Origin of the sequence: Leisingera methylohalidivorans DSM 14336 (genome assembly GCF_000511355.1) — a bacterium.
GTDB classification, from domain to species: domain Bacteria; phylum Pseudomonadota; class Alphaproteobacteria; order Rhodobacterales; family Rhodobacteraceae; genus Leisingera; species Leisingera methylohalidivorans.
Map to the genome: position 1 here is coordinate 775,523 of NC_023135.1, position 24,754 is coordinate 800,276.

18 protein-coding genes and 2 pseudogenes are annotated in these 24,754 nt (G+C 58.2%); 10 read left to right on the forward strand and 10 right to left on the reverse strand.

The features are described 5' to 3' along the window. Nucleotides 1-67 precede the first annotated feature (67 nt). Nucleotides 68-745: a type 1 glutamine amidotransferase domain-containing protein gene (locus METH_RS03910; RefSeq protein ID WP_024089111.1), complete on the forward strand. Its 678-nt coding sequence runs from the start codon at nt 68-70 to the stop codon at nt 743-745. A gap of 77 nt (nt 746-822) precedes the next feature. Here METH_RS03910 and METH_RS03915 read toward each other — a convergent pair whose 3' ends face one another. Beyond that, a complete protein-coding gene (locus METH_RS03915; protein WP_024089112.1) occupies nt 823-1,254 on the reverse strand; it encodes a DUF1489 family protein in 432 nt (143 codons plus the stop codon). Nucleotides 1,255-1,912: 658 nt separating this feature from the next. Between METH_RS03915 and METH_RS03920 the strand changes: the two genes are divergently transcribed. The 7 genes from METH_RS03920 (at nt 1,913) to METH_RS03950 (ending at nt 14,258) form a co-directional block, all read left to right on the forward strand. After that, entirely contained in the window at nt 1,913-4,198 is a 2,286-nt protein-coding gene (locus METH_RS03920) for an adenosylcobalamin-dependent ribonucleoside-diphosphate reductase (RefSeq protein ID WP_024089114.1), read from the forward strand. 194 nt (nt 4,199-4,392) lie between these two features. Beyond that, nucleotides 4,393-5,028 carry a DUF6338 family protein gene (locus METH_RS22525; RefSeq protein ID WP_024089115.1) on the forward strand — a complete coding sequence of 212 codons (636 nt, stop codon included), beginning with the start codon at nt 4,393-4,395 and terminating at the stop codon, nt 5,026-5,028. Nucleotides 5,029-5,601: 573 nt separating this feature from the next. Beyond that, nucleotides 5,602-6,123, forward strand: a complete 522-nt coding sequence (locus tag METH_RS23750) for a hypothetical protein (protein ID WP_156927438.1) — start codon at nt 5,602-5,604, stop codon at nt 6,121-6,123. A gap of 113 nt (nt 6,124-6,236) precedes the next feature. After that, nucleotides 6,237-6,698 (forward strand): P-loop NTPase family protein, encoded by a 462-nt coding sequence (locus tag METH_RS23755; protein ID WP_156927439.1) that lies wholly within the window; start codon nt 6,237-6,239, stop codon nt 6,696-6,698. Between the two features lie 545 nt (nt 6,699-7,243). Further along, nucleotides 7,244-8,001, forward strand: a protein-coding gene (locus METH_RS22965) for an IS5 family transposase (protein ID WP_156927531.1) whose coding sequence is annotated in 2 segments (ribosomal slippage) — nt 7,244-7,568 and nt 7,568-8,001 — 759 coding nt in all. Because the reading frame shifts where the segments join, the coding sequence is not laid out codon by codon here. A gap of 475 nt (nt 8,002-8,476) precedes the next feature. Then, entirely contained in the window at nt 8,477-13,216 is a 4,740-nt protein-coding gene (locus METH_RS03945) for an RHS repeat domain-containing protein (protein ID WP_024089116.1), read from the forward strand. Nucleotides 13,217-13,613: 397 nt separating this feature from the next. After that, a complete protein-coding gene (locus METH_RS03950) occupies nt 13,614-14,258 on the forward strand; it encodes a putative glycolipid-binding domain-containing protein (RefSeq protein WP_197538820.1) in 645 nt (214 codons plus the stop codon). A gap of 237 nt (nt 14,259-14,495) precedes the next feature. Here METH_RS03950 and METH_RS03955 read toward each other — a convergent pair whose 3' ends face one another. From METH_RS03955 to METH_RS03995, 8 genes and pseudogenes are all read right to left on the reverse strand, one after another. After that, a complete protein-coding gene (locus METH_RS03955; RefSeq protein ID WP_024089118.1) occupies nt 14,496-14,741 on the reverse strand; it encodes a hypothetical protein in 246 nt (81 codons plus the stop codon). Between the two features lie 185 nt (nt 14,742-14,926). Continuing rightward, nucleotides 14,927-15,136: a cold-shock protein gene (locus METH_RS03960; RefSeq protein ID WP_024089119.1), complete on the reverse strand. Its 210-nt coding sequence runs from the start codon at nt 15,134-15,136 to the stop codon at nt 14,927-14,929. A gap of 59 nt (nt 15,137-15,195) precedes the next feature. Continuing rightward, complete coding sequence (locus METH_RS03965) at nt 15,196-16,527, reverse strand: DEAD/DEAH box helicase (protein ID WP_024089120.1); 1,332 nt, start codon at nt 16,525-16,527, stop codon at nt 15,196-15,198. A 308-nt stretch (nt 16,528-16,835) separates the two neighbouring features. After that, nucleotides 16,836-17,612, reverse strand: a pseudogene (locus METH_RS22970) (transposase). Nucleotides 17,613-17,686: 74 nt separating this feature from the next. Next, the gene (locus METH_RS03980) at nt 17,687-18,565 is read right to left on the reverse strand and encodes a hypothetical protein (protein ID WP_024089123.1); all 879 of its coding nucleotides are present in this window, start codon (nt 18,563-18,565) and stop codon (nt 17,687-17,689) included. Continuing rightward, nucleotides 18,562-19,386, reverse strand: coding sequence for a carcinine hydrolase/isopenicillin-N N-acyltransferase family protein (locus METH_RS03985; protein WP_024089124.1), 825 nt, complete (start codon nt 19,384-19,386; stop codon nt 18,562-18,564). Before METH_RS03985 ends, METH_RS03980 begins: the two co-directional genes overlap by 4 nt. Nucleotides 19,387-19,418: 32 nt before the next feature. Further along, complete coding sequence (locus tag METH_RS03990) at nt 19,419-20,156, reverse strand: hypothetical protein (RefSeq protein WP_024089125.1); 738 nt, start codon at nt 20,154-20,156, stop codon at nt 19,419-19,421. Between the two features lie 22 nt (nt 20,157-20,178). Beyond that, nucleotides 20,179-21,759: an asparaginase domain-containing protein gene (locus METH_RS03995; RefSeq protein ID WP_169731233.1), complete on the reverse strand. Its 1,581-nt coding sequence runs from the start codon at nt 21,757-21,759 to the stop codon at nt 20,179-20,181. A gap of 440 nt (nt 21,760-22,199) precedes the next feature. Between METH_RS03995 and METH_RS04000 the strand changes: the two genes are divergently transcribed. Together METH_RS04000 and METH_RS23760 are read left to right on the forward strand one after the other, a co-directional pair. Further along, complete coding sequence (locus tag METH_RS04000; RefSeq protein WP_024089127.1) at nt 22,200-22,706, forward strand: hypothetical protein; 507 nt, start codon at nt 22,200-22,202, stop codon at nt 22,704-22,706. A 97-nt stretch (nt 22,707-22,803) separates the two neighbouring features. Continuing rightward, nucleotides 22,804-23,589: a hypothetical protein gene (locus METH_RS23760; RefSeq protein WP_156927440.1), complete on the forward strand. Its 786-nt coding sequence runs from the start codon at nt 22,804-22,806 to the stop codon at nt 23,587-23,589. A gap of 195 nt (nt 23,590-23,784) precedes the next feature. Here METH_RS23760 and METH_RS22975 read toward each other — a convergent pair. Next, nucleotides 23,785-24,542 (reverse strand): annotated as a pseudogene (locus tag METH_RS22975) (IS5 family transposase). Between the last annotated feature and the right edge of the window lie 212 nt (nt 24,543-24,754).

Consider the following 24,754-nt stretch of genomic DNA (forward strand, 5'->3'; position numbering starts at 1 on the left):
GTCCGGGTTTCAATTCTGTTCCTGAGCCTTAGCTGGGGTGGATACACTCCAACTGAAAGGACAGGCTATGAAAATTCTTATGGTTTTGACGTCGCACGACCAGCTGGGGGACACCGGGGAAAAGACCGGTTTCTGGCTGGAGGAGTTCGCCGCGCCCTACTATGTGCTGCGCGATGCCGGTGCGGAGCTCATCCTGGCCTCGCCCAAGGGCGGCCAGCCGCCGCTGGATCCGAAATCGGATTCCGAAGATGCCCAGACCGATGCCACCCGCCGCTTCAAGCAGGATGCGGACGCGCAGCAGGCGCTGGCCAGCACCGTGAAACTGTCCGCTGTTGATGCCGGCCGGTTCGATGCGGTCTTCTATCCCGGCGGCCATGGCCCGCTGTGGGATCTGGCCGAGGATCCCGAAAGCCGCAAGATCCTGGAAAGCTTTGCCGCCGCGGACAGGCCGATCGGGGCGGTCTGCCATGCCCCGGGCGTGTTCCGGCACGTGACCGGCAGCGATGGCGCACCGCTGGTCAAGGGCCGCCGCGTGACCGGCTTTACCAATGGCGAGGAAGAGGGCGTGGGCCTGACCGATGTGGTGCCCTTCCTGGTCGAGGACATGCTAAAGGAAAAGGGCGCGGACTACCGCAAGGGCGATGACTGGGCCTCTTACGTGGAGGTCGACGGCACGCTGGTCACCGGCCAGAACCCGGCCTCGTCTGAGGCCGCCGCCAAGGCGTTGCTGGCGCTGCTGAAGTGATCTGAGACGGTGCTGCAGGGCAGGCGGATCGCCGTCTGCCCTGGCGGCTGCGGCCGGAAACGGGGCTGGGCGTGGCCTCAGATCACACCGATTTCCGCCAGCGCCTGCGAAAGCTCCAGCGGCAGCGGCTCTTCCTGGCTTTTGCCGGCGGGCAGATCGGCGGGGGAGTCTTCGGTGTTCAGATAGCGCCAGCCCTGGAACGGCCGTTTCGGTGCAGTATGGGTCCGGTGCAGTTCCGGGTCCAGTATGATGGCGCAGCGGCGGATGCCGTCTTCGCCGGTGGCCTCATCCATGCGCAGGATGCGCTGGCGGCATTGGATCAGCCCTTTGATCACCCAGTAGATCGAGCCGCCGTTGAGAATCTCCGCCTCGCGCTTGGGCCACATGCGGGTGACGTGGCGGGGCAGGCCTTCGGGCAGCTCGCGGCGGCGCATCTCCTGCCAGGCCATCAGGCTTTCGACGCTTTCGGTGCCGACCGAGAGCTTCACAAGGTTCACACGCTTATCCACAGGTTCCCCACAGAGTCGTCCAGAGCAGTCCGCTTATATAGTAGTTTGAGGCAGCTTAACTGCAAGGTCTTGTGGTACACTCGGTAATAATTTCTCAAGCAAGTGCGTTTTGGGCGTTGAGGCACCGGGGTGGCCTGTATTATCGAGATTGCCACCCAAGACGGGATCCCTAGCCAAGGAGCTGAAATGGATAAGTGTCAGGAAGATACTACGCTAAAGGCGAGCGGTCGATGCCGCGCCCTGAGCGTTCAAGGAGACCGAAGCACGGTATTGTTGATCGCTTTACTCCACTATCTCAGTCGACCTTTGTCATTTCTAGTTATGGCCTTTGTCTTCTACTTTTTTAAGTGGCTTGGCGGACCCGCCAGCTTAGAATTCCTGTTGCCGTTCGGTGATTAGGAACTCCCGTAACACGTCTGCGGGAGTTTGGCGCATATCCGTTAGAGTCTTTGCACACAGGTTATCCACAGAGTCGTCCAGAGCGATACCCTCATATAGTGCTTCAGCCGTTTGCGCCAGCAAGGTCTTGTGGTACACTCGGTAATAATTTCTCAAGCAAGTGCGTTTTGGGCGTTGAGGCGATGGCGTGGCCTGTAGTATCGAAGCCGCCACTCACAACGTCGCATTTGCGCTGCCACCGACTCGAAGGAACCGCCATATGAGCCGCTTTGCCGCCCCCATCGCCGAGCAGATCTGGGATATGAAATACCGTTTCAAGCAGGCCGATGGCACGCCGATCGACGTCACTGTCGAGGACAGCTGGCGGCGAATCGCACGCGATCTGGCGCGGGCGGAACAAGCGCCGGATGCGTGGGAGGAGAAATTCTTTGCCGCGCTGGAAGACTTCAAATACCTGCCCGCAGGCCGTATCACTGCAGGCGCCGGCACCGCGCGCCAGGTGACCCTGTTCAACTGCTTTGTGATGGGCACCGTGCCGGACAGCATGTCGGGGATTTTCGATATGCTGAAAGAGGCTGCGCTGACCATGCAGCAGGGCGGCGGCATCGGCTATGATTTCTCGACCATCCGGCCGCGCGGCGCCGATGTGAAAGGCGTGGCGGCGGATGCCTCCGGCCCGCTGTCGTTCATGGATGTGTGGGATGCGATGTGCCGCACCATCATGTCGGCGGGGTCGCGCCGCGGCGCGATGATGGCGACCATGCGCTGCGACCACCCGGATATCGAGCAGTTCATCACCGCCAAATCCGACTCTGCCCGGCTGCGCATGTTCAACATGTCGGTGCTGGTCACCGATGATTTCATGGATGCGGTCAAATCCGGCGGTTCCTGGGACCTGCAGTTTGACGGCAAGATCTATCATACCGTGCAGGCGCGCGATCTGTGGAACAAGATCATGCAGGCGACCTATGATTACGCCGAGCCGGGGGTGATCTTTATCGACCGCATCAACAAGGCCAACAACCTGTCGTACGTCGAGAACATCTGCGCCACCAACCCCTGCGGCGAGCAGCCGCTGCCGCCTTATGGCGCCTGTCTGCTGGGGTCGGTCAATATGGCGCGGCTGGTGGCCAATCCGTTCGAGAAAGACGCGCATCTGGACCAGGAGGCGATGCAGGAGCTGGTCGCCACCGCCGTGCGGATGATGGACAATGTGGTGGATGTGTCCAAATTCCCGCTGGAGGCGCAGGCGCAGGAAGCCAAGAACAAGCGCCGGATCGGTCTGGGCGTCACCGGCCTGGCCGATGCGCTGTTGATGCTGGGGCTGGAATACGGCTCGGACGAGGCGGCGCGCCAGACCGATGAATGGCTGCACGCGATCGCCCGCGCCGCTTATCTGGCGTCGGTGGACCTGGCCAAGGAGAAGGGGGCGTTCCCGCTGTTCGACGCCGAGGCGTACCTCAACTCCGGCAACATGCTGAACATGGACGAAGACGTGCGCGAGGCGATCCGCGAGCACGGCATCCGCAATGCGCTGCTGACCTCGATCGCGCCGACCGGCACCATTTCGCTCTATGCCGGCAATGTGTCCTCGGGCATCGAGCCGGTGTTCGCCTATGCCTATACCCGCAAGGTGCTGCAGAAGGACGGCAGCCGCACCGAGGAGGAAGTGGTCGATTACGCAGTGCAGATGTACCGCGAGAAATTCGGCGCCGACGCCAAGCTGCCCGGCTATTTCGTGAACGCCCAGACCCTGCCGCCCGCAGCCCATGTCAAGATGCAGGCGGCGGCGCAGAAATGGATCGACTCGTCGATTTCCAAGACCATCAACTGCCCGGAAGACATCTCCTTTGACGCCTTCAAGGACGTCTACATGCAGGCTTGGGACCAGGGCTGCAAAGGCTGCACCACCTACCGCCCCAACGACGTGACCGGCTCGGTCCTGTCGGTGAGCGAAAGCGCCGACACCGCACCGGGCGAAACCGCACAGGCGCCGCATGAAAGCGACAGCGCCGAGGTCGTCTATATGTCCGAGCCGCTGGACCGTCCGCAGTCGCTGGAGGGCCATACCTACAAGCTGAAGTGGCCGGACAGCGAGCATGCGATCTATCTGACCATCAATGACATCATCATCAACGGCCACCGCCGCCCGTTCGAGGTCTTCATCAACTCCAAGAACATGGAGCATTACGCCTGGACGCTGGCGCTGACCCGGATGATCTCGGCCGTGTTCCGCCGCGGCGGCGATGTGTCGTTTGTCGTCGAGGAGCTGAAAGCGGTGTTCGACCCGCGCGGCGGCGCCTGGGTGCAGGGCAAGTACATCCCCTCGATCCTAGCGGCGATCGGCGGGGTGATCGAGACCCACATGATCAAGACCGGCTTTCTGGAAGGCGAGGGCATGGGGCTTAAATCCGACCCGCAAGCACAGGTGGTGAACCTGAACGCCCCGCGCGGCAAAGCCTGTCCCAGCTGCGGCCAGTTCGACATGCAGATGGTCGAGGGCTGCATGACCTGCCGCAGCTGCGGCCATTCCAAGTGCGGCTGAGGGGCAGGGGGCTTCAGTCAGAGTGTTATGAGGGCTACCATCAGTTTGCAATTTGACCAGTTCAGATTGCAATCCTGACCACAAATTCCGGGCCTTCACCTTCCTGAGATCAATGCGGGTCCATCCTCTTTGGGCCCGCATTTCTTTTGGACATTCAAAATTGAAGTCCGCGAAAACATTCCATGGAGTAACGCTTGATCGACCTAAAAAGCCCGGAGGCGTTTCAAATTATCCTCTACCTGGTAGTGCCAGGACTGATCACGACATATTTACGTGCCCAGTTCCTTACTGGCCGAATGCAAAAACACACCGACGCTATTCTTGCATACCTGACGATTTCATTGATCTACTGGGCCAGCATTATGCTCACCGGTCTGACACTCAAGCAAATCATCAGTGACCCCATTTTTTCGCTCCTTGCAATCTTCGTTGGCCCCGGCCTGTTCGGTCTCATTCTTGGAGTAAGTGCAGGCACAGACTTTCTTCGAAGATTCCTTCTCAAATCATGGATCTTTCAGAGGCTTAAACTGAATCTCGTGCACCCTACTCCGACCGCCTGGGACTGGAAGTTTCAGAGGGGCGAGACGCATTTTCTTCTGATAACCACAAGTGAAGGATTGAAAATACGAGGTGAGTATGGATCCAACTCTTTCGCTTCAAACGACCCAACGGAACGAGACTTGTTCATTGAACAGCTCTACGAATTTCAAGAAGAAGGAGGTCCTTGGAAAAAGGCTGAAGCCGGAAAAGGCATTCTAATTCGTCCAAGCGAGATCAAATACATCGAGTTCTACCCCAAACTTCCAGCCGAAAAGGTTCAAGATGACTGAAAAAACCACCAACTCGCCCAACATCGAGCAAAAGGGATATCAACCCCTTGTAAATCCTCAAAATGGCTATCAACCGACAACCAGCAGCGGTCAGTCCAGCTCCTCCCAGCCGCCATCCAGCGGGAGCTCGGTCAGCAAAAAGTGATCCCTGTCAAATTGCAATGTTTTGCGGGTTGGAGTTGCAGTGTGCAAAATCTGCCGCCAGCTAAGTCTTTGACTTTCAATGAGGCTAAGTCCTCGAAAATTGCAAACCGATACTGACTTCCACAATTGTATGACCCGCGAAAACGTGACCATTTTGGGGGTTTTCTGACCATTACGACACGGGTTTAATGACCACCGGCCGCGGCGCGGCCGGTGGTTTCATTTTAAAACAATGGCTTAGGTTGCGATTGCCCTTTGCCCGCTGACGAGGCCGGTTCGCCTGAACAAGCCCGCTCTGCCTGTTGACTGAAACCGCTGTTATGAGCAGGACTGCAGCTCAAACCTGGCCAGGTTCTTTCCTTCACTTACCCGAGCACACCCTGTGCAATCGGGAGCCGGACGGCGCAGTGCGCCGGGAAAGGGCCAGCTATGTCCAAAATCAAATTCATCGAAGCAGAGTTTCTAGATGCCGACAAAGATCGTCGGGCAATACGGCAGCGCCTGGAACGGTTCCTGAAAGTGCGCCTAGCCCTCGAGCGCGGTGTCGTGTCGCCGGAGCCGGAAGACCCGGAGGACGCCCTGCGGTGGGAAACAGACTTGATGCAGGTTCGTTTCGAGCGCGAAGTTCAGGACCGGATAGACCGCCGGGTGAATAGGCTGGCGGAGCGGCGGGACGCGGCTGCAGGCCTCGCCCACCTGAAGCGCGAAGACCGAAGAGCGCTAGAGGGGCTGCGCAACGGGGTGAGCCTGATCAGGATTGGGACCGAAGACCAAGCGGATGAAATCGCCGCAGGTATTCATGCCGACATGCCCTGGATGGCACCAGCGACGGATCTCCTTTGGAAGTCGATGCGGCGATCCGTCCGAAATGGGGATTCGGGCTTTCGCTTGCCTCCGGTGCTGCTGGATGGCCCGCCGGGGATCGGCAAAAGCATGTGGCCCGTCAACTGAGCACAGCACTTGGTGTGCCCCGCTGTGGCGTAGAGGCGACGGCAGAGCAGGCGTCGTTCGGAATCGTGGGCTCCCAGCGCGGCTGGGCCAACGCACAGCCGGGACGCCCTTTGATGACGATCCTGAAGCACCTGATCGCGAACCCGGTTGTCGTTGTGGACGAGGTGGAGAAGGCGGGGGTCGCAACTTCGGCCAAGGGGAACAGCTTTGGACGCGCCGAGGGACTGCTGTCTCTTCTGGAGCCATCCTCAGCGGCATCATGGCAATGCCCCTATTATCAGGTCGGGTTCGACATGTCCTGGATCAGCTGGGTTTTGACCACCAACACCTTAACCACCTTGCCAGCCCCTCTGTTAAGCCGCCTGGAGGTTATCCGCCTCCCGCCGGTTCCAGCAACCGAGTTGGCCGAATTTGCCCTCCGTGAGGGTCGCCGGCGCGGACTAACGCAGGCATCGGTCGAAGCAGTGGTCGAGACGCTGGAACTTGCCGGACGAGGTGCGGAGCTGAACCTTCGGCATGTCATCCGGATGTTAACCCGGGGTGAAGTCATGGAGGCGGCTGGGATCCATCATTGAGCACGTAATTTCTCCATTCTCCCCCTTATAGAAAAGGAGCCCCATATGCCGGACCAGGACCACTACATCACCGGTGAGGGTTGCGCATCATAGAGCGATTCCCCGAGGTGTACGGGCGTCCATCCTGAGGCCCGGCGTAGGGCTTTACCTGTGGCCGGGGGCAATCCTATGGTTGAGCGCCTGAGCTCGGATCTTGCCGCAATCATCAGCGAGAACGGCCTGACCCATTTCCGGGCTCAGCAGGTCAAATAGAAGCCGGGTGGGTTGAGATTTTAGACGCGCAGTGGGGGCGAGCGCAACTCCGACCGGATAGTTCAGGCCCAGATGGAAGCAGCTCAGACCTGCGAGCATTGCGGTACTCAGCCAGAGGAGAAGGCAACTGCGGTGGCTGGTTGACGATCAGGTGCGATGCGTAGGCCGTGCGGCTGCTTTTAGCAGGCGTGGTGAACTCTCGTCTCAAACATGATGAGAGGAGGGCGCTAGGCTCAGGACCCATTGATTTCCGGTGGGTGGCGTGATTCACGGTTCGAAAAATGAGCGGTGATATGTCTGATCTTTTCTGGCTGACGGACGCGCAGATGGCCCGTCTTGAGCCTTATTTTCCGAAGTCCCACGGCAAGCCGCGTGTTGATGACCGGCGTGTTCTGAGCGGAATTATCTTCATCAATCGCAATGGCTTGCGCTGGCGTGATGCTCCCAAAGATTACGGCCCGCACAAGACCTTGTACAACCGTTGGAAGCGGTGGAGCGACAAGGGCATCTTTGCCCAGATGATGGCCGGTCTGGCTGCTGATCACGGTGAGGAAAAGACCGTGATGATCGACGCAACTTACCTGAAAGCACACCGTACAGCCTCCAGTCTTGGGGTTAAAAAGGGGGGCGTGGGCGTCTGATCGGGCGCACTAAGGGCGGCATGAACACCAAGCTGCACGCAATCTGTGACAGCCAGGGCCGTCCGCTGAACCTGTTCGTGACTGCCGGGCAGGTCAGTGATTACACCGGTGCAAAGGCGCTGCTGAGTGGCCTGCCTGACGTCCAGTGGCTTCTCGGAGATCGCGGATATGATGCCGATTGGTTTAGAGAAGCGTTGAAAGACAAAGGGATACGCGCCTGCATCCCCGGCCGAAAGCAGCGCAAGAAAGCCATCAGATACGACAAACGCCGATATAAGCGGCGCAACCGCATTGAGATTATGTTCGGCAGGCTGAAGGACTGGCGGCGGGTTGCGACACGATACGACAGATGCCCAAAAGTCTTCCTGTCAGCAATCGCGCTTGCAGCCCTCGTTATCTACTGGCTTTGAAACTCAATGAGTCCAGAGCCTAGACGACTTAGCAGACAGTCTCGGAGTAGATCAAACTGATGACACCGGAAAACCCACAAAGGCTGGAAAAGTTACTAAAGGGATCACCGGTTTCATAGGAGCTGTGCAGGATGCTATTGATGGAGATATCTCCTACGGTGATGCTGTCAGTATCGCGACCGATGTTGCAGCGACCACTGTAAAGAGCAATCCTGTTACGGATGCGACCGTGGGAGTGGCTGTCGACGTCGCAAGAGAGTCTTTTGATACAGACGACGGATTGACATCCAAAGATATTGGGAGAATTGCAAGTGAAACCGTCGGCACCGTAGTCGGGGGGCTCATTGGTGGTTTACTTACAAGGAGCAAAACAGGTGCTGCTATTGGGGCTGAGCTTGGAAAATCTCTCGCTGGCCAGGCTCCAGCCACACCCGCAGAACGCGGCTATCTGTCGGAAGGTTTCAGAGATGGAGGTTTGAACTTTGGTGGCGAAAGATCAAACCCTATCATACTGGCTCTCGAAACTAACAACGTCGAAATCACCGAACTCTCCCAATCCCAGGTGTTCTTTGACAGCGATGGCGACGGGCTGAAGAACCGTACGGCCTGGGCGGCGGCTGGCAACGGGGTACTGTTCTATGACCCCGAGGGCTGGAACGAGATCCAGGAAGACTGGCAGTATATCTTCACCGAATGGGATCCGTCCGCGGCAAGTGATATCGAGGCGCTGGCCTCCTACTTTGATGCCAATGGCGATGGTGTCTTTGACGCCAATGATCCGGAGTTCAGCAAATTCAAGGTAATGGTCACCTTGGACGACGGCTCGACGGTTGTGCGAACGCTTGATCAGGCGGGAGTTGAAACCATCAACGTGGTTGCGGACACCACGCGGATAGAGCTGCCGGACGGGTCGGTGATCACCGGGCAGACGATGTTCACCAAGACTGCCGCCGCGGGCGGCGGAACCGGTATGGTCGGCGATGTCACATTGGCCGGTGATGCAGCGAGCTACCGGGTTGAGGTTGAGCAGGACACAACGGACGCCAACGGCATCCGCACGCTGGTGCAGGAGGCCTATAACGCCGATGGTTCGATTGCCTTCACGATGACCTCGGTTGCGGCGGGCGACGGCTCGCATACTGAAAACAGCTATGACGATGACGGCGACGGGATTGTGGACCGGGTGCAAGTCATTGAAGTGTCCGCCGGAACGGGCGGTGCCAGGGTTGAGGATGTGCGGAACTACTCCGGTGCGAGCGTCACGGGCGGGGTATTTGAGAACCGCACCAAAACTACGGTCAGCACCGATGGTAAACTGACGGTGATCGAGCGCGACAGCATGGGCGGCGGCTGGTTCGATCAGCGCGAAGAGCGGGAGATCAACGGCAGCGGCAAGCAGACTATTACGGTGTCGGACCTGGCAGAGGACGGCTCGGTTCTGCAAGCGGTCACTTCGGTGACGTCTGCGGATGGGCTGACCCGCACGGATAAAGCAGACCTCGACGGCGATGGCGATCCCGATGCGGTTGAGCAGCACAACATTGTTGAGCACGCAGACGGCAGCCGGAGCGAGACCTGGCTGACCGGAAACGGCAACTACGGGCCCAGCAGCACCACAAAGCCCGGCACTCTTGCCTCCTCGGTCACTATGGATGTCAGCGCAGACGGGCGGCACCGCGAGACCGAAACCGACTTTGACGGCAACGGACCCGTTGACCGCAAGGAGGTGAGTGACACCACCGTGAATGCTGACGGAACCACGGTGACGCTGAGCGAGAGCTTCAACCGGGATGGCGATCTGATCTCCCGCAACCGGCAGACCCAGTCCGAGGACACCATGCATGTGGTGACCGAAATCGATGCGGATGGCGAAGGCGGCTATGAAACCAAAGTGGTGGATAACACCTCTGTGGACGGTAGCGGCGTCCGGACACAGACAGTTTCCACCTACAACAAGGACGGCTCTTTGCGGCATGCGGAAAAGACGCTGCTGGAAGATGACAAAATCACCTCGAAGGCCTGGGCCGATGGCAACCAGGACGGAAGTTTTGCATCTAATGAGCGCGTTCGCGATGTGCAGGTCGATGCGGCGACACAGAACCGGATCACGGAAACCTGGGACCGGAATGCTGATGGCTCAATCAGTGCCTACAGCCAGACGACCACAAGTGAAGACGGGTTGCGTTCCGATGTTCTGACCGACCTGGATGGCGACGGGGACACCGATCTGAAGCTGTCGGACCACACAAAGACACTTGCAAACGGCAATACGGAACGGGTTGTTCAGACCAAAAGCGCAAGCAATGCGACGCTGAGCGAGGTAACGACGGAAACCCGGGACACTGGCCTCCACAGCACCACCTGGAATGACCGGGACGGGGATGGCGTCACAGATTTCAAAACCATCGAATATATCTCGCCGGAAGCGGATGGCAGCACGCTGCACAATATCCGGGTGTTTTCAGAAGACGGGACGCTGCTGTCCAAGACAATCACCACGGAAAGCGCTGACCGCCGGACGGCGACCACTGAGTACGATTATGATGGCGACAGCGCGGGCGGTGGCACGCAGTTTGACCGGGTTGTAACGCAAGCCGAAGATGCGAGCGGGGCCATCACGGTCACTGATCAACGTTTCTACAATGATGGAACCCCTGCATCTAAGACCGTATCAACAGTGTCGGCTGACGGGCTGGTCCGGACGGTGTCCACGGATAGCAATGGTGACGGGACAGACGAGACCGTGGAGGAGGCCACCACCACGCTGCATTCGGATGGCCGGCGTACAGTTGATGCCATAGTTTCCAATGCAGACGGCAGCTTGAGAAGCCAATCGTTTGAAACGGTCAGCGTCAATGGCCGGGAGATGCTGGTCAAAAGGGATGATGACGGCGACGGAGAGTTTGAGAGTGCTCTGCGGACCACGACGGAATTCTTGGCGAATGGGCAATCCGTAACATCCGTTCAGTTGGAGGATGCCCAAGGCAATAAACTCAGCAAGACGCAAACCAGAGTGGACGCGGATGGCCTGAGAACAGTTGTCAAAATCAATGAAGACGGGGACAATGATTTCGACCTCATTGAGACAACAGAAACCGCAATTTGGAACGATGGCACAACGGTTTCAACTGTCACGGTGACCGACGCGGGCGGCGACCCGCGCAGCGAAACGAAAATCACCACCAGCGACGACGGCCGGGAAGTCACAACAGACTTTGACCTGGACGGTAACGGGGGCACCGACCGGCGCGAGCATGCGGTCGAGGCCGATGATGGTGTGGTCACCCGGACGGTGACCGGTTTTGGCGCCAATGAGGCCGACATTCAAAGCCGGACGGTCACCGCAACCAGCGCAAATGGGCTGGTGTCGCAAACCGAAAGCGATGCGGACGGCGACGGCGCCTTCGAGAGGGTCTACCGCACCGAAACCAAGCTGAATACTGATGGGTCGACGGAGACCACGACGGTCAGCGGCACCATTGCAGCGGATCCGAGCCAGGGGTTTGCCAAGGATGTTGTCATCACTTCGGGCGACGGGCTGACGATCACAACCAAGACCGATCTCAACAACGACGGCACATTCGAGCGCCGCACCACCGTGTCCGAGGAACTGGCTGGCAATGGCGATGTTACACTGACCACCGAGGTCGAGGCGGCTAACAATTCCACTATTCTGAGCGAAGAGGTCAAGACTACGGCCGATGGCAAGACAGTCACCACCGGTTTTGACGCCGACGGCAATGGAGAACTTGATGCCAAGACCACTGCAACGCTAGGTGATGATGGCACCCGCACCGCGACGACGGTCTATTATGCTGACAGCGGCGTGCAGATCTCCGAGGCCGAGGAGAGCGTCAGCGGCGACGGGCTGAGAAGCAGCTACAGCTTTGACAGCAACGGCGACGGCTTTGCCGATCTTCATTCCTCTAGTGAAACCGAGCTGGGGGAGGATGGCAGCCGGACCACGGTCACCGAGCACCGTGAAGGCAATTTCAGCAGCATCGGCCGCGAAGAATACTGGGTCAGCGATGACGGCCACGAACGCCGGTCCGAACTGGACCTGGATGGCGATGGCATCAGCGAGTTCCGCTCCACCGATGCCACCAGCTACGGGGCGGATGGCAGCACAAGCCGCTTTGCGGAAACTATTGGCTCCACGCACACACGGACGTCGAGTGTTGAGAGCACGCTGAGCGGAAATGGCCTGCTGTTCAGCGAAAAGACTGACATGGACGGCGACAGCCACGACGACCGGCATGAGCTGCGCAGCGACAGGGCTGGCGGCGGGTCAACCTGGGAGGCTCTGGAGTTCAGCAACGGCGGCGATCTGCAGCGCCAGGTGACGGTTGAAACCGCAGATGACGAGCGCAGCCAGATCACAGAGATAGACCGGGACGGCGACGGCCAGGCTGATCAATCCCTGGAGTGGCGGCTGGAGAGCGACAATTCCACAACGCGTGTTTCCCGGGATCTGGGGCGCTATGGCAGCGTAGAGGCCGAAGTCCGCTCCAGCACCTCCGCCAGTGGTATGGTTCAGATGGCCGAGTTCGACCAGGACGGCGACGGCAGTACAGATTTTGAACGGCGGGTTGAAGTCAGTTTCAGCGGTGATGGGAGCATTCCTCTTGCCGGGGCAATCGGCACTTCTTTCAGTACGGAGCGGCCTGCAAATAAAGCCGGGGACCGGGTCACCGAGATTTCTGAGATCACCGGTGGCCGGGACACTTACAAAGAAGTGGTTGTTGAAGCGGCTGACGGTCTGAGCGCGCATTCCTATTTCGATATCGACGGCGATGGTGTCTTTGACGGGGAGGCTGACCTCTTTGGTGCTGGTAGCAGATTCAAGATCGATGTGTTCCTGAAAACGGTCCGCAACCTGATGCAGGGCGACGGAGCGGTCAGTGTAGTGTTGAGTGGCATCGAGAGCCTCTGGCAGATAGCTTCCTGTGACGCCCAGGTCACACGCCGCTACTGGCGGATGCCGTTGGCAGATGTCTCGCCGCATTCCGATCGCAAGGCGCTGATTGGTGTCATCACCAATTTTTGTACCGCTGCTGGCATGCGACCGCCCTCGGAGGAGGATCTTGTGGATCGGCTCGTGCAGAGCTGTCATTCGTGCTCAGCGCAGCATTCTTTCAAAGTAACAACGGTAGGCGGGAGTTGCAGCAACTCAGGGCAAACAGCTCCGAAAGAAAGGTGTCATAGATTGCTGTAAAACCCCAACAATTGAGCCTAGGCATCTGTGCTTGGCGGTCCTCAAGCCTCAAGCGCGGCTCTTGGTGCCGCTTTCCATCAGATGCCGCTGGAAGCCCCGCATATCACCGGGTGCCGCGGTCCCGGGGGGATCGTCCGAGCCAGGCTGCAAACCGCTTGCAGGCCCGTAAGAGGCTGGTTTGAGACACCGGCCCCGGATTGCGCGGCGGCATATCGGCAATCATCCGGGCGCGAAGGGGTGCCGCCGGTGCGGACTGCTGAACGGTCATCGGAAAACCCTCTGTCAACCGAGGCAAAATCACCGCGCCCGACAGCACGCAGCCGTCATCGAAATCCGCAAAGCAAATCCCGGTTTCCCGAAACGCCAGCCACAGTCGCCCATATCGCGGAGCGATTTAGTGCTTGAGCCCTTTTCTGCCAATCAGTCGCTTTATATTGTTCACTATTGGTTCTCCAGAATGAAAGGCAACGTGATGGCTGTTGTGCGATGGCAGGATTGGGAAGGCCGGGGGCTTGAGCATTGCCTATGCCGCGAAACTGCCGATGGCTTGCTCCTCGAAGGTGTCGTTGCCGGGACCCGGCATGGAGAATATGGCGGACGCTACCTTGTGCGAACCGACGCTGGTTTCAGAACGCGCGAAGTCCGTGTTCAATATGTTGGCGGCCCGTGCTTGCATGTGGAGGCTGACGGTACCGGAAGCTGGCGCGACGTGGTCGGGAACAGGGAGCTACAAGCCCTTGTAGGCTGTATTGACGTCGATATCGGCATCACACCTGCCACGAACACGCTGCCGATCAAGCGCCTGAAGCTCAAGGCGCAGGAGAGCAGGGACATCACTGCCGCCTACGTCCCGCTCCCGGATCAGATCGACGGTGACTTTTTGCCCCAACGGGCGGAGCAACGCTACACCTGTCTGACGCCAGATCATCGCTATCGCTACGAGGGTTTGTTCCGCGCCTTCACGGCAGAGCTTGAAATTGATGAAGCTGGTCTTGTGCTCGATTATCCTGACACGTTCCGAAGGGTGGTTATTACTGAATGACTACTTCGTAATGCAGCATCCAGCTTGACCGGCGGGAAGCAGTCGTTCACCGCGGGCAGGTCAACCGGCAAACAAGCGGGAGAAGGGCGAAACCGCGCAGGGTATCGCGCGTAGGGTATAGAGGCTTGCTGCTAGCGAAATGCGTAGATAAAGCTATCACATGACAAGCAATGTTTGTCAGCGGCCTTCAGACAAGGACACCGAACAGGTAAGGAATGCTCTTCCCTTCCGGTCCATTCAGAAGACCGATTGCACCTGACTGTTCAGGGATTGTTTCTGTTCCTCTCGGTACCGCGCCAGAGCTTCATAAGCACTGCTGCGCATTCCGCTGACGCTATACATCGCCCGGCCAGCAAGCGTGCAGGTCCATTTGCTGATGCGAGCCGTTACGCCGTCTTCCGAAGCGTTCACTTGAAAGCTAGCTACGCCGTCCAGGATGCCGGTTACGGATTGCTCGTCGATTTGATTGATTTTCAAAGCCATTATTGTTTTCCTTATATTGGCCGTAGGGAGGGTTTTGCCATTTACTTGTCTGAAATGAGACAGAGTAACTGAGACAAGTGGACGCCTTGGTCGCAAACGCTGCTACAGTGAGCGGACGTACCTATTTTTACATTTTTACACCACCCAGTGACAAAAAAGGCCGCTGGGTGGTGTATGGGCAGTGCTTATTGCAGCTGCAGGTTTTCGGCGGACGACTTGCCGCGCATCCGGTCTTCTTTCAGATCGAATCCGACTTTTGCGCCTTCTTTGAGGCTGTCGAGGCCAGCGCGTTGGACAGCGCTGATATGGACGAATGCGTCGCCGCTGCCATTGTCGAGCTCAATGAAGCCGTAGCCTTTAGTTTCGTTGAACCATTTTACTGTTCCGGTAGTCATGAGAATATCCTTTCAGAGATATTAGCGCCCGCCAAAGCTGGCTGGGCAGAGTGCTGCGTTCAGGCAGCAGGTTGGGTGAACCCGCCAGTATTGGCGAGCATTCGCATAAGACCGTCCTGAGCCTGAGCCGGGTCAATCTTGTGTTGCTGTTGTCCATTCCGGCTTTGCTTTGCCCGATTGGCTGGACGTATTTTTTGCACCGATGCCGGTTCTCCTGCAGGGGAGGTTTGCACCTCCGCTGCAGGATCGGGTTTCAAATGCCCGTTTTTTGCATCATCAACGCCTGGCAGCCGGTCGCCGATCAGCTTTTCGATGTCCCGCAGCAAAGGCAGTTCTTCGCGGTCGCAAAGTGAAATCGCAATACCGGTTCGGCCTGCACGGGCCGTTCTGCCAATGCGATGCACATAAGTTTCAGGCACATTTGGAAGCTCGAAATTCACCACGTGGGACACGCCGTCAATATCTATGCCCCGTGCGGCGATATCGGTGGCCACAAGAACGGTGACCGCGCCCGACCGGAACCCCGCCATGGCGCGATCGCGCTGCGGCTGGCTTTTGTTGCCGTGAATGGCTGCAGCGTTTATCCCGGCAGCAATCAGGTGCTTGCAGACGTTGTCGGCACCGCGTTTGGTGCGCGTGAACACAACAGCGCGATGCACGCCTTGGTCCAACAGAATGTCTGCCAGCACCTGACGTTTGCCCTGCTTGGCCACATGCCTGACGCTCTGCGCAATCCGTTCGACCGGCTTGGAAACTGCTGCCACCTGCACTTCTGCCGGATGATTCAGAAAGTCATCGGCCAGTTTTCTGATCTGTCCCGGCATGGTTGCCGAAAGAAGCGCCGTCATCCGCGGCTTGGGCAGCTTCGCCATGATCTTGCGAATGCTCGGCAGAAAGCCCAGATCCAGCATCTGATCGGCCTCATCAACCACAATGGCTTTGGTTGCGGTCAGGTTGATAACGCCTGTGCCAAGGTGATCAAGCAGGCGGCCGGGCGTCGCCACCACAATATCCACGCCGCCGCTAAGGGCTTTGATCTGCCCGCCGGGGCGCACACCACCGACGACAAGCGTCGTGGAAATATTGCTGAAACGGCTGTAAGCGCGGATATTGTCCACGATCTGCGCCGCAAGTTCACGCGTGGGCGTCAGGATCAAGGCGTTGCATTGTTTTGCGGCGGGTTTTGAATTCTCACGCACAATCCGGTGCAGCAAAGGCAACACGAATGAGGCGGTTTTTCCTGTGCCGGTCTGGGCAACGCCAATCACGTCGCGTTCAGATAGAAGCAGCGGAATGACCTTGGCCTGAATGGGCGTAGGGGTTGAATATCCTTCAGCCGCGATGGCCTTCAGGATGGGTTCGGCCAGGCCGAGGTTGTCAAATGTCGTCAAAAGCGTTTGGTATCGTGCCAAACAGGCGCATTATCGCCTTTGGCACTTGGTCTCTCTAATCTTCTGGGAAGCTCGCATGAAATAGCCGCCGTCGTTTCTGTGCTCACATGGAGCTATTCAAGACAACGATCTGGGAATCACAGGCGAGAATACTTTGCCGCTGATTTGGTCATCCACACGCGGCGATGCTCCTCACCTACAGGGCAAAGGTGGAGAAAGCAACAACTCATTCTTGAGCGATGTTGGATCAAGGTCGGCTTGGTTGCATAAATCTGCTGAAGGCCGTGCTTCCCTTTCCCCGGACAGACTTATCCTGCGGCCAAGGTATCCGGTATGCCAAGAGCCGAGTAGCGGTTGAGCACGGCGATGCGGACCTGAATCTCTGCGACCTGCCGATCGAAGTCCCGCGCCATGGGGCTTTGGCCGAGCAGTTTGATACAGTGCATTCAATCGCCGGGAAAATGATCCCCCCGATCATTTTCAGACCCTCCTCATATCCCGGCGCGGCGCCGGCGCTGGTATCCGGTCAACCGTCGCCATAGGACGCGGCCCAGGTATTGTGCGGCCCGTAGAGCTTCGGTCCGTGCGATGGCACCCGCGCTTGCCGGCTTCCAGGGTTGGGCGTTCCTGCGGGATGGAATGATGGCGGCAGCACCACGGGCAGCGATTGCCCCCTGGCATTTCCGGGTGCCATATGCGCCGTCCGCGGTGACGCTGCCTATCTTCTGTTCAGGCGGGATTTGGCCGGTGCCGCTCCGGTACGGCAGGCTCACGTTCAGGGTCTTCCGGCGGCGGCATCACCTGCAGCAGTCCGGCACGGCCCAATCCAGCCCAACCAGCGGCAGGAGGCTCTCGGCGAACCCCGCCGTCTGCCGAAGCGGCATGCCGAACATGGCCTTCAATGCCAGGCAGGTCTGGATCGCGGCGTCGCTGAAGCGCTGCTGCCTACCGCGCTTGCCGCTCGGCGGCGGCGTCCAGATCATCTCCGGATCGAACCCGATTGCAAGAGATCCGCGTCGCCTTGGCGCGTCGTTGCAGGACGACCAGTTCGTGGTCTTGTAATTTGCAGGGGCCCAACGGCTGATGACCCCCAGCTATCGTGCTGGTTTCGCGAGATGAACCCCTCAGCAAATTTGTGCAACAAAGCCGCGGAACGGCATCAATCCACTGGCAAAATTGCCCGGCGCAGGCGGGTGAACGGGCGCTCGTGCTCCTTGCTCAGATAGTAGTTGCTGAGGGTGGTGACCGGTGCCATGGAGAGGGCGAAACAGGCACCCTGCTTCAGCTGATCCGAAAACCACGGCGCCTCATATTGCGGCGTCGTCGACCAGCTTTCGCGGATCGCCGCATTCTGCATGTTGACGATATTGGTGAAGGCCGAAGCCGGATCATCCGGGGTCTTGCGGTAGCTGAGCGCGATGGAGGAGAGCTCCACCAGTTCGGCGTGGGTGAACGGCAGCGCCGCGTTGCGGATCTCGACCGGCGGATGCTCCTGGCGGCGCATGATGCAGTAAACTGTCTGCCCGCCGCATGTCGGATCGCGGTCAGTGAGTTCGAGCGCATAGGGCTGGTTCGAGACGGCTATGCCGCCCGCGGTGCCGATGCTGATGCCGAAATCGCCGCGGTTGTCCTCGCGCGGGCTGCCCTCGAGCAGGTAAAGGTCCGCCGCCGCCAGCGTGCTGCCAAGGCTTTCGACCGAGGCTTTGAGCTGGGCGGCGTTCTGCCTTGCGGTTTCATTGTCCGGCGGGTTGGCGCCCTGGGCATAAATCTGAATGCTGTCGTAATTTTCCGCCGTCACAACCGTGAAAAAGGCCTTGATGCAATCGGGGCTGTCGAGATGCGCCAGCGTGGCCGAGATTTCCTCGCCCTTCTGCGCAACAACGATGGTGATGATGCAGGAGGTGGCGCTGTCCGAATACAGGGTCAGCCCCGGAACCAGCGCAGATTTCAGGTAATTGCCCTGATCGACAAAGCGGAAATCGCCGCCGGGTTTGGCTGCTGGCGGATTGTCATTGCGGTCTATGGTGACAGGTATCATGCGGCGGCCCCCTCGTAGGTTTGCAGCGGATTGGTCAGCGGGTTGCCGTTGACCTGATATTCGCAGACCGGTGCGGCCCCGGGCGTTGCCGAGAACAGCGCCGTGGCCTGGGTCTGGAATTCCTCGTTCGGATAGTCGGTCTCGCGGCAGATCGAAAGCTCGCACCGGCCATAATACTGATCGGTCAGCACCGACATGATCCCGGCATGGGTCGGGTCCTGCTGCAGCAGAAGCTCAGCCCGCGACAGCCGCAGATAGGTTGAATGGTTGGCCGGGTAGTGGATTGCTTCCGGCTGGATGCGGAAATGGTTGGTCGAGGCGAAATGCCCGGCATGGCGGATGATCCTGCGCACCGGCGCGTGCAGATAGGGGCGCGGCATATATTCCAGGAAAATCGAAACCGGCTGGGTCTGCGCTTCATCCGCCCATCCGGTCAGCAGGCTGATGTCGGGCGCCGGAAAACCGGTTCCGCCGCCCATATCCTCGTAGAAACCTGCCAGGAAGTCCGCAGCGGCGGCGGCGGTGGTGAAGCTTGAGATGCTCTTTTCATAGGCCGTGAACAAGGCATCGGTCTGCGCATCGGTGACATAGTAGTTGGCGGATGTGGTATAGGCATCGGCGGCCACAAAGGACACGCCCGCGCTGTTGCTGCCGGCCCAGAGCCGCCCGCTGCCGTCTCCCCGCGTCAGGGCGGTGTAGCTGACAACGCCATTGCTGCCGGCCCTGGTTTGCGGTTCGTTGAAATCGGTGACCGGGATCAGGTCGCATTGCTTGAAGGTATGAATGGTCTGGCCGTCAAAAACGGTTCCAATGGTACACATGGATAAATCTTTCGCTGAATGTCCGGAACGGGTCAGATGATGTTCACAGATCCATCGGGCACGTACATGTAGCAGTAAAAGCCGTAGGTCACGGCGTATTCATTGTAATCCTTGCCGGTGCCGATGGTCTTGATCGGGCCCTGATTGACCCGCCAATTGGCCGTTGAGGGATCGGTGATCGGGTTGCCGGCAAAGTCGAAATTCGTCACCTGATCGCCGCCATCCTTCTGCGACCAGGACATCGGCGACAGCGTATCGCACCGGGCCCAGTGATAATCCCCGGGCCAGTTGGCCTCTGGGTCGCTGCCGATATTGCTTTCCGGCGGCGAGAACATCAGGGCGACATAATGCCCGCCTGCGCCGGCGCTGGCCGCATGTTTTTCGATATCGGCCAGCGTGGTGCCGACATAGACCAGCCCGTCGCTGACGGCATTGTCGCGCACGTGCTCGGCCGTGAAGTTTTCTGAAAGCGCCGGCGCTCCGCTGGCGCGGCCAGGCTGGGCGAAGGAATTGGAAGCGATATTGCAGCCATAGGCATAGCAGTTGTTGTTGGGCTGATACTTCGCCGACATGAAAGAGCCCTGGCAATCGCCTGCCGGGTCATAGCCGGTATTGGCATCGCGGACGGTGGCGGCATATTGCGGCACGCTGCCCCAGGCGGTCTCGACGTAGTTCGGTGCAATCAGCGCCCCGTCAGGCGCCTCCTCCCTGATGGAGTGGCGCAGATCGCCTTTGGCAACGCGGCCGCTGAATTTGAATGCAGGCGTCATGGTATTCTCCCGGGTTATGAGGTCAGTTTTGCGAGTAAAGCGTGGCAGAAAGCGTTTGGCCGGAATAATTGTAAACGCTGAGAGTGAGGTTGCCGCTGCCATAGGAGCCGGAGATCATCAGCACCGATGAGGCACCGCCGCTGACACCGGTATCTGTGGCCCAGATGGGTTCGTTGTCGGCGCTGCGCAGCACCAGATTGCCGTCATTCTGCATGAACAGGCTGCCCGGATGGCCTGCGGCCTGACTGCCGAAGGGCGCCCACAGGAAAGTCCCGTCGCTGGCGCTAAGCACCGGGCCGGAGACCGGATCATTGCTGAGGGTCGCACTGCCATCCAGCGCCATGATCGACTGGCCGGCCAGCAGCTCGCTGTTGCTGCGGCTGTCCAGGCGGCTGACATTCTGGATCTCTCCGAACAGGTTGAGCTGGATAAGGTCCTTGACCTGGTCCAGCGTCCAGCTGTTGCCAGCCGCGGCGGCCTGCAGGATCATGGTCTTGGTAAAAGCCGCCATCGGCGTCATGTCCGAGGCGCTGAGCGCCCCGACTTCGGGCAGCCAGGCCCCCGCAGCATAAGCCGAGTCATTCACGGTTCCGGCAATCACCTGGGTGCTGTCGACAATCACGACATCGGCATTATCAGCGGCTTTCAGCGCAGCGTATATTGCGCCTTGGGAAGCGTTGTCCGGGTTGCCGGAGGGGAAATTGCCTTCGCCATAAGATTCCAGCACCAGCCCCGTCAGGCCGGTGCCCGCCGCTGCAGTGATGAGATTGGCAATGATAGCAGTGCTGCTGCTCGTGCTGTAGGCGGCTGGAAAGGCGTTGAACTGCATCACCGGGAAATCATCGATGGTATCAGAGATGGCGGTTAGCTGCGCCTGCGCCGCGGCCAAGGCGGTGGCGTTGTCCAGGCTGACGCTGGTGCTGACCGGATCGGGCAGCATCCGGCCGGGATATTGCGTCAGCCTTATGCCGTATTGCGCCAGCGGCGGGTAATTGGGCGAGTTGAACGCCACAAATTCGCTGGCATTCACTTTCAGCACCCGGTCGCCGCGGTAAAGGCAGCTGTCGAAATAGACCCCGACTTCGGGAATGCCGAGCCGGGCGCAGGCCACCGCGCCGCAGAAGTTCTGAAAGGCATCTGTGTTGAAGTTGAGCGTCAGATCTGACGTGTCCCCGGGCGTGGTCTCGGCAAACATCGGCACTTGCGAACCGGTGATGATCACCGGTTTGGACAGCAGGGCGGTTCCAAAACCCTGGGCGTCAAAGACATTCAGCAGAAACGGCAGGGCAGAGCCGGTGAAATCCATCGAATCGGTGCCGTGCAGAATGACAAACCCATCATAATCAGCATAATTATCAAGGATATAGCCTGCCATCAGGCACCAGTCGCTTGGCTGCAGATTGGTGCTGTCGAGTGTTCCGGTCGAGCTTTCCGGAAACACCAGATCGGTCTCGTAAACCAGGGTGGTGTCCGGGAACTCTTCCGCCAGGACGGGGTCGAGAATAGTCTGCGCCGCCGCCGCGAAATCCGCAGCTGACATCGGGGCGAGCGGATCGCCGACACAGCTGATCGTGCCGCCGGTGTTAAGGATGCAAACTTTCATGACCTCAATCTCCATCAAAATACCCTCTTAGGGCGAATGCTTTGGTAATGCTGCATTTAAATGGTGCATTTTCTGCCTGACCGCACAAACGAATTGAGGTTCATTTTTTAATCAACGTGGTTTTCGGATGTTGGTGCGAGCTCCAGTCCTGGTAAGGCTCTGCAGAACTGGGCCAGAGAGAGTGCGTCATTGATGTCGTTCTTTTGCTTTTCAGAGCATCGGGCAAGTTGGTGGGCATTGTTGCAGAACTCATGCTTGGGGCGTGACATCCCCTTTCCCCGCTGACGTCACGCCACGCGAACGATCTCGGCGGCGCCGGGCGCAAGCCGAATACGCCATCTGACCCTAGCGCTGGCTGCTCTTGGAGAGTTCTCAGAAAGTTACTTGTGGGATTGAGTGCGTTTGGGTAGCGTGCCGGGGAATGAACTAAACTAACAGTAGTGCCGAATGTCGGACACCCCTGCTGCGATCTCCTGTCTGGTGGCGCCAGCGAAGATGATATCCCCGCCATCACCGCCCTGGCCCGCGAGGCACATGAGGAGAGCCGGTACCGGCACATCCCTTACAGCGAGGAGAAGGAGCGCAAGCTTGCCATGGGTGCCTTTGAGGAGGGCGCGCCGCATATCGTGCTGTTGGCCTTCAAGGCGCGCGCACCTGTGGGGTTGGCTGCCTGTTCGGTCGGAGAGTACCACATCGGCACCGACGTGCGGATTGCCAGCATTCAAAACATCAGTGTGTCACGAAGCGTGCGATCTGCTTTGGGCGGCGGGAGGGTGGCTTTAGGGCTGATGCAAGCGGTTCACCGCTGGGCAAAGGCGCAGGGGGCGCAGGAAGTGACGCTTCATGGGGCATCGGGTGTAGACTTGCAGAGACTGCATAAACTGGCAGTTAGAATCGGTTATGAATTCGCCGGCGGAAATTATGCACAGTTTGTGGAACGCAATTAGTTCATATAGTCGGCTTGCAATCTTTTTGGCGGCACCTTCTACCTGTCAACAGGATTGAAAAACTTCAATCAACATCTCAAAACAGGAAGTAATAGTAATGAACACTACCATGCGAGGAGTGGTTACCTTTTGCTTGGGGCTGGTGGCAGGGATGGCCGCCGCAGAAGATATCCCGTTAGAGCTTTCAAATCCCGCAGCTAGGTATACCCGTCAAAACCCTGAGGTCAAAACTTTGAGCTATTGGGGTGGAGAGATCACACTAGGCATTATTGGCAAGAGCGCTGAGGGAAGTGCGTTTTACGCCACTTCTTTGCTGAAAATCCTCTCTGAGAGTGCGGGTGTGAAAATGCGCGTTAGTGACGGTATTAGAAATCAACCATCTTCCAGTACATCTTTGAACGCTAACTCTAACTTCCTTATTGTGTTTGATAATATCGGAGGAGACACTTTGGGGAAGAAGAGCAGTGTTTCATTCGATGATCTTCCGTTTGAGGCAGCTGATGTGCTTCCGGAAATCGGTGAAAAATTGAACAGTGGAATTCCGAGGCGAGGTGTGGGTTGCTTTGGGGATTGGGTTGCAACTGATGGAAATGAAATTATTGCTTTTGTGCAAGTTATTGATACCAACGCTTCTCGGGCTCACCAACGAGAGTGTATCGATTTCATGACCCCGGCCTCATTTGGTATTTACCCCGGAACAACTACGTTGGATTTTCCAAGTCAGACGGCAGATGGTCAAGTTGAACGCTTTGTCGACAGGAGTGAAGTCTTTTTACTCTTGCGTGTATCGGCTTTTTGCCGAAATCAACTAAGAGATAATACGTTCTCTTGCCCCGTAAAGATCTTGCGAAGCTTGTATGAAGTGCATTCAGATTTTTTTTAAACTCCATAATTTTATAAAAAAATTTAAAGAAAGGATAGATTGTGGCAGATGCTGTTCATGGCGTGCCTGGGACACGTGGGCCGGACTTCGGGTTGGGGGATGGGAAGCTGCCGGGGGTTGAGCCATTTGGAATTACAGTTTCGCTACAAGGTAGCGCAGGTACAGTTAGGGCTACAGTTTCACTAGGGTCAGGACTCATAGCCAGTAAATGACGAGTGCGGCGAGGGCGATGGCTGAGAGGAAGACCTTCGGGCATCTGTCGTATCGGGTCGCCACACGCCGCCAATCCTTCAGTCTGCCGAACATGATCTCGATGCGATTTCGCCGCTTGTACCGGCGCTTGTCGTATTTGACCGGGATCTTGCGTTGCTTTCGGCCGGGGATGCAGGCGCGTATCCCCTTGTCCTGCAACGCTTCTCTGAACCAATCAGCGTCATAGCCGCGATCCCCGAGCAGCCAATTGACGTTCGGCAGGCCGCTGAGCAGCGCCCGCTCTCCGATATAGTCGCTGAGCTGACCAGCAGTGATGAACAGGTTGAGAGGTCGGCCCTGGCTGTCGCAGATGGCATGCAGTTTGGTGTTCATGCCGCCCTTCGTTCGACCAATCAGGCGTCCACGCCCCCCTTTTTGACGCCCATGCTGGTCGCGGTGCGGTGTGCCTTCAGGTATGTCGCATCGATCATAACGGTCTTCTGCTCGCCGTGGTCGGCGGCCAGACCGGCCATCATCCGTGCAAAGATGCCCTTGTCGCTCCACCGCTTCCAGCGGTTTTACAGCGTCTTGTGATGGCCATATTCCTTCGGAGCATCGCGCCAACGTAACCCATTGCGATTTATGAAGATAATCCCGCTCAGCACCCGCTTGTCATCGACCCGAGGCTTGCCATGCGACTTCGGGAAAAAAGGGGCGAGCTTGGTCATCTGCGCGTCGGTCAGCCAGAAAAGATCACTCATGTCACAGCTCCATTTTCCGAGCCGTGATTCACGCAGTGCGGCGGAAATCAATGCATCCTGACCCTAGAGAATACGCTGAGAAAAATGGCTTGACCCCCGTGAAGGGCGTTCCGCCCCGAGTAGAAAAAGCGACCAAGGCAAGAGAAATGTTCACAGATGGTAGGAATTTCTATTCGAGAGACCTTGATAACCATCTCGGTAACGCAGCATTT

Excerpts from the sequence above, each read along its gene's own strand:
- METH_RS03960 (WP_024089119.1), bottom strand. The coding sequence starts at position 15,136 with ATGACTACCGGAACAGTAAAATGGTTCAACGAAACTAAAGGCTACGGC.
- METH_RS23755 (WP_156927439.1), top strand. The coding sequence starts at position 6,237 with ATGACGATCCTGAAGCACCTGATCGCGAACCCGGTTGTCGTTGTGGAC.
- METH_RS03995 (WP_169731233.1), bottom strand. The coding sequence starts at position 21,759 with ATGAAAGTTTGCATCCTTAACACCGGCGGCACGATCAGCTGTGTCGGC.
- METH_RS03955 (WP_024089118.1), bottom strand. The coding sequence starts at position 14,741 with ATGGCTTTGAAAATCAATCAAATCGACGAGCAATCCGTAACCGGCATC.
- METH_RS03910 (WP_024089111.1), top strand. The coding sequence starts at position 68 with ATGAAAATTCTTATGGTTTTGACGTCGCACGACCAGCTGGGGGACACC.
- METH_RS03980 (WP_024089123.1), bottom strand. The coding sequence starts at position 18,565 with ATGATACCTGTCACCATAGACCGCAATGACAATCCGCCAGCAGCCAAA.
- METH_RS23760 (WP_156927440.1), top strand. The coding sequence starts at position 22,804 with ATGAACACTACCATGCGAGGAGTGGTTACCTTTTGCTTGGGGCTGGTG.
- METH_RS03985 (WP_024089124.1), bottom strand. The coding sequence starts at position 19,386 with ATGTGTACCATTGGAACCGTTTTTGACGGCCAGACCATTCATACCTTC.
- METH_RS23750 (WP_156927438.1), top strand. The coding sequence starts at position 5,602 with ATGTCCAAAATCAAATTCATCGAAGCAGAGTTTCTAGATGCCGACAAA.
- METH_RS03920 (WP_024089114.1), top strand. The coding sequence starts at position 1,913 with ATGAGCCGCTTTGCCGCCCCCATCGCCGAGCAGATCTGGGATATGAAA.
- METH_RS03990 (WP_024089125.1), bottom strand. The coding sequence starts at position 20,156 with ATGACGCCTGCATTCAAATTCAGCGGCCGCGTTGCCAAAGGCGATCTG.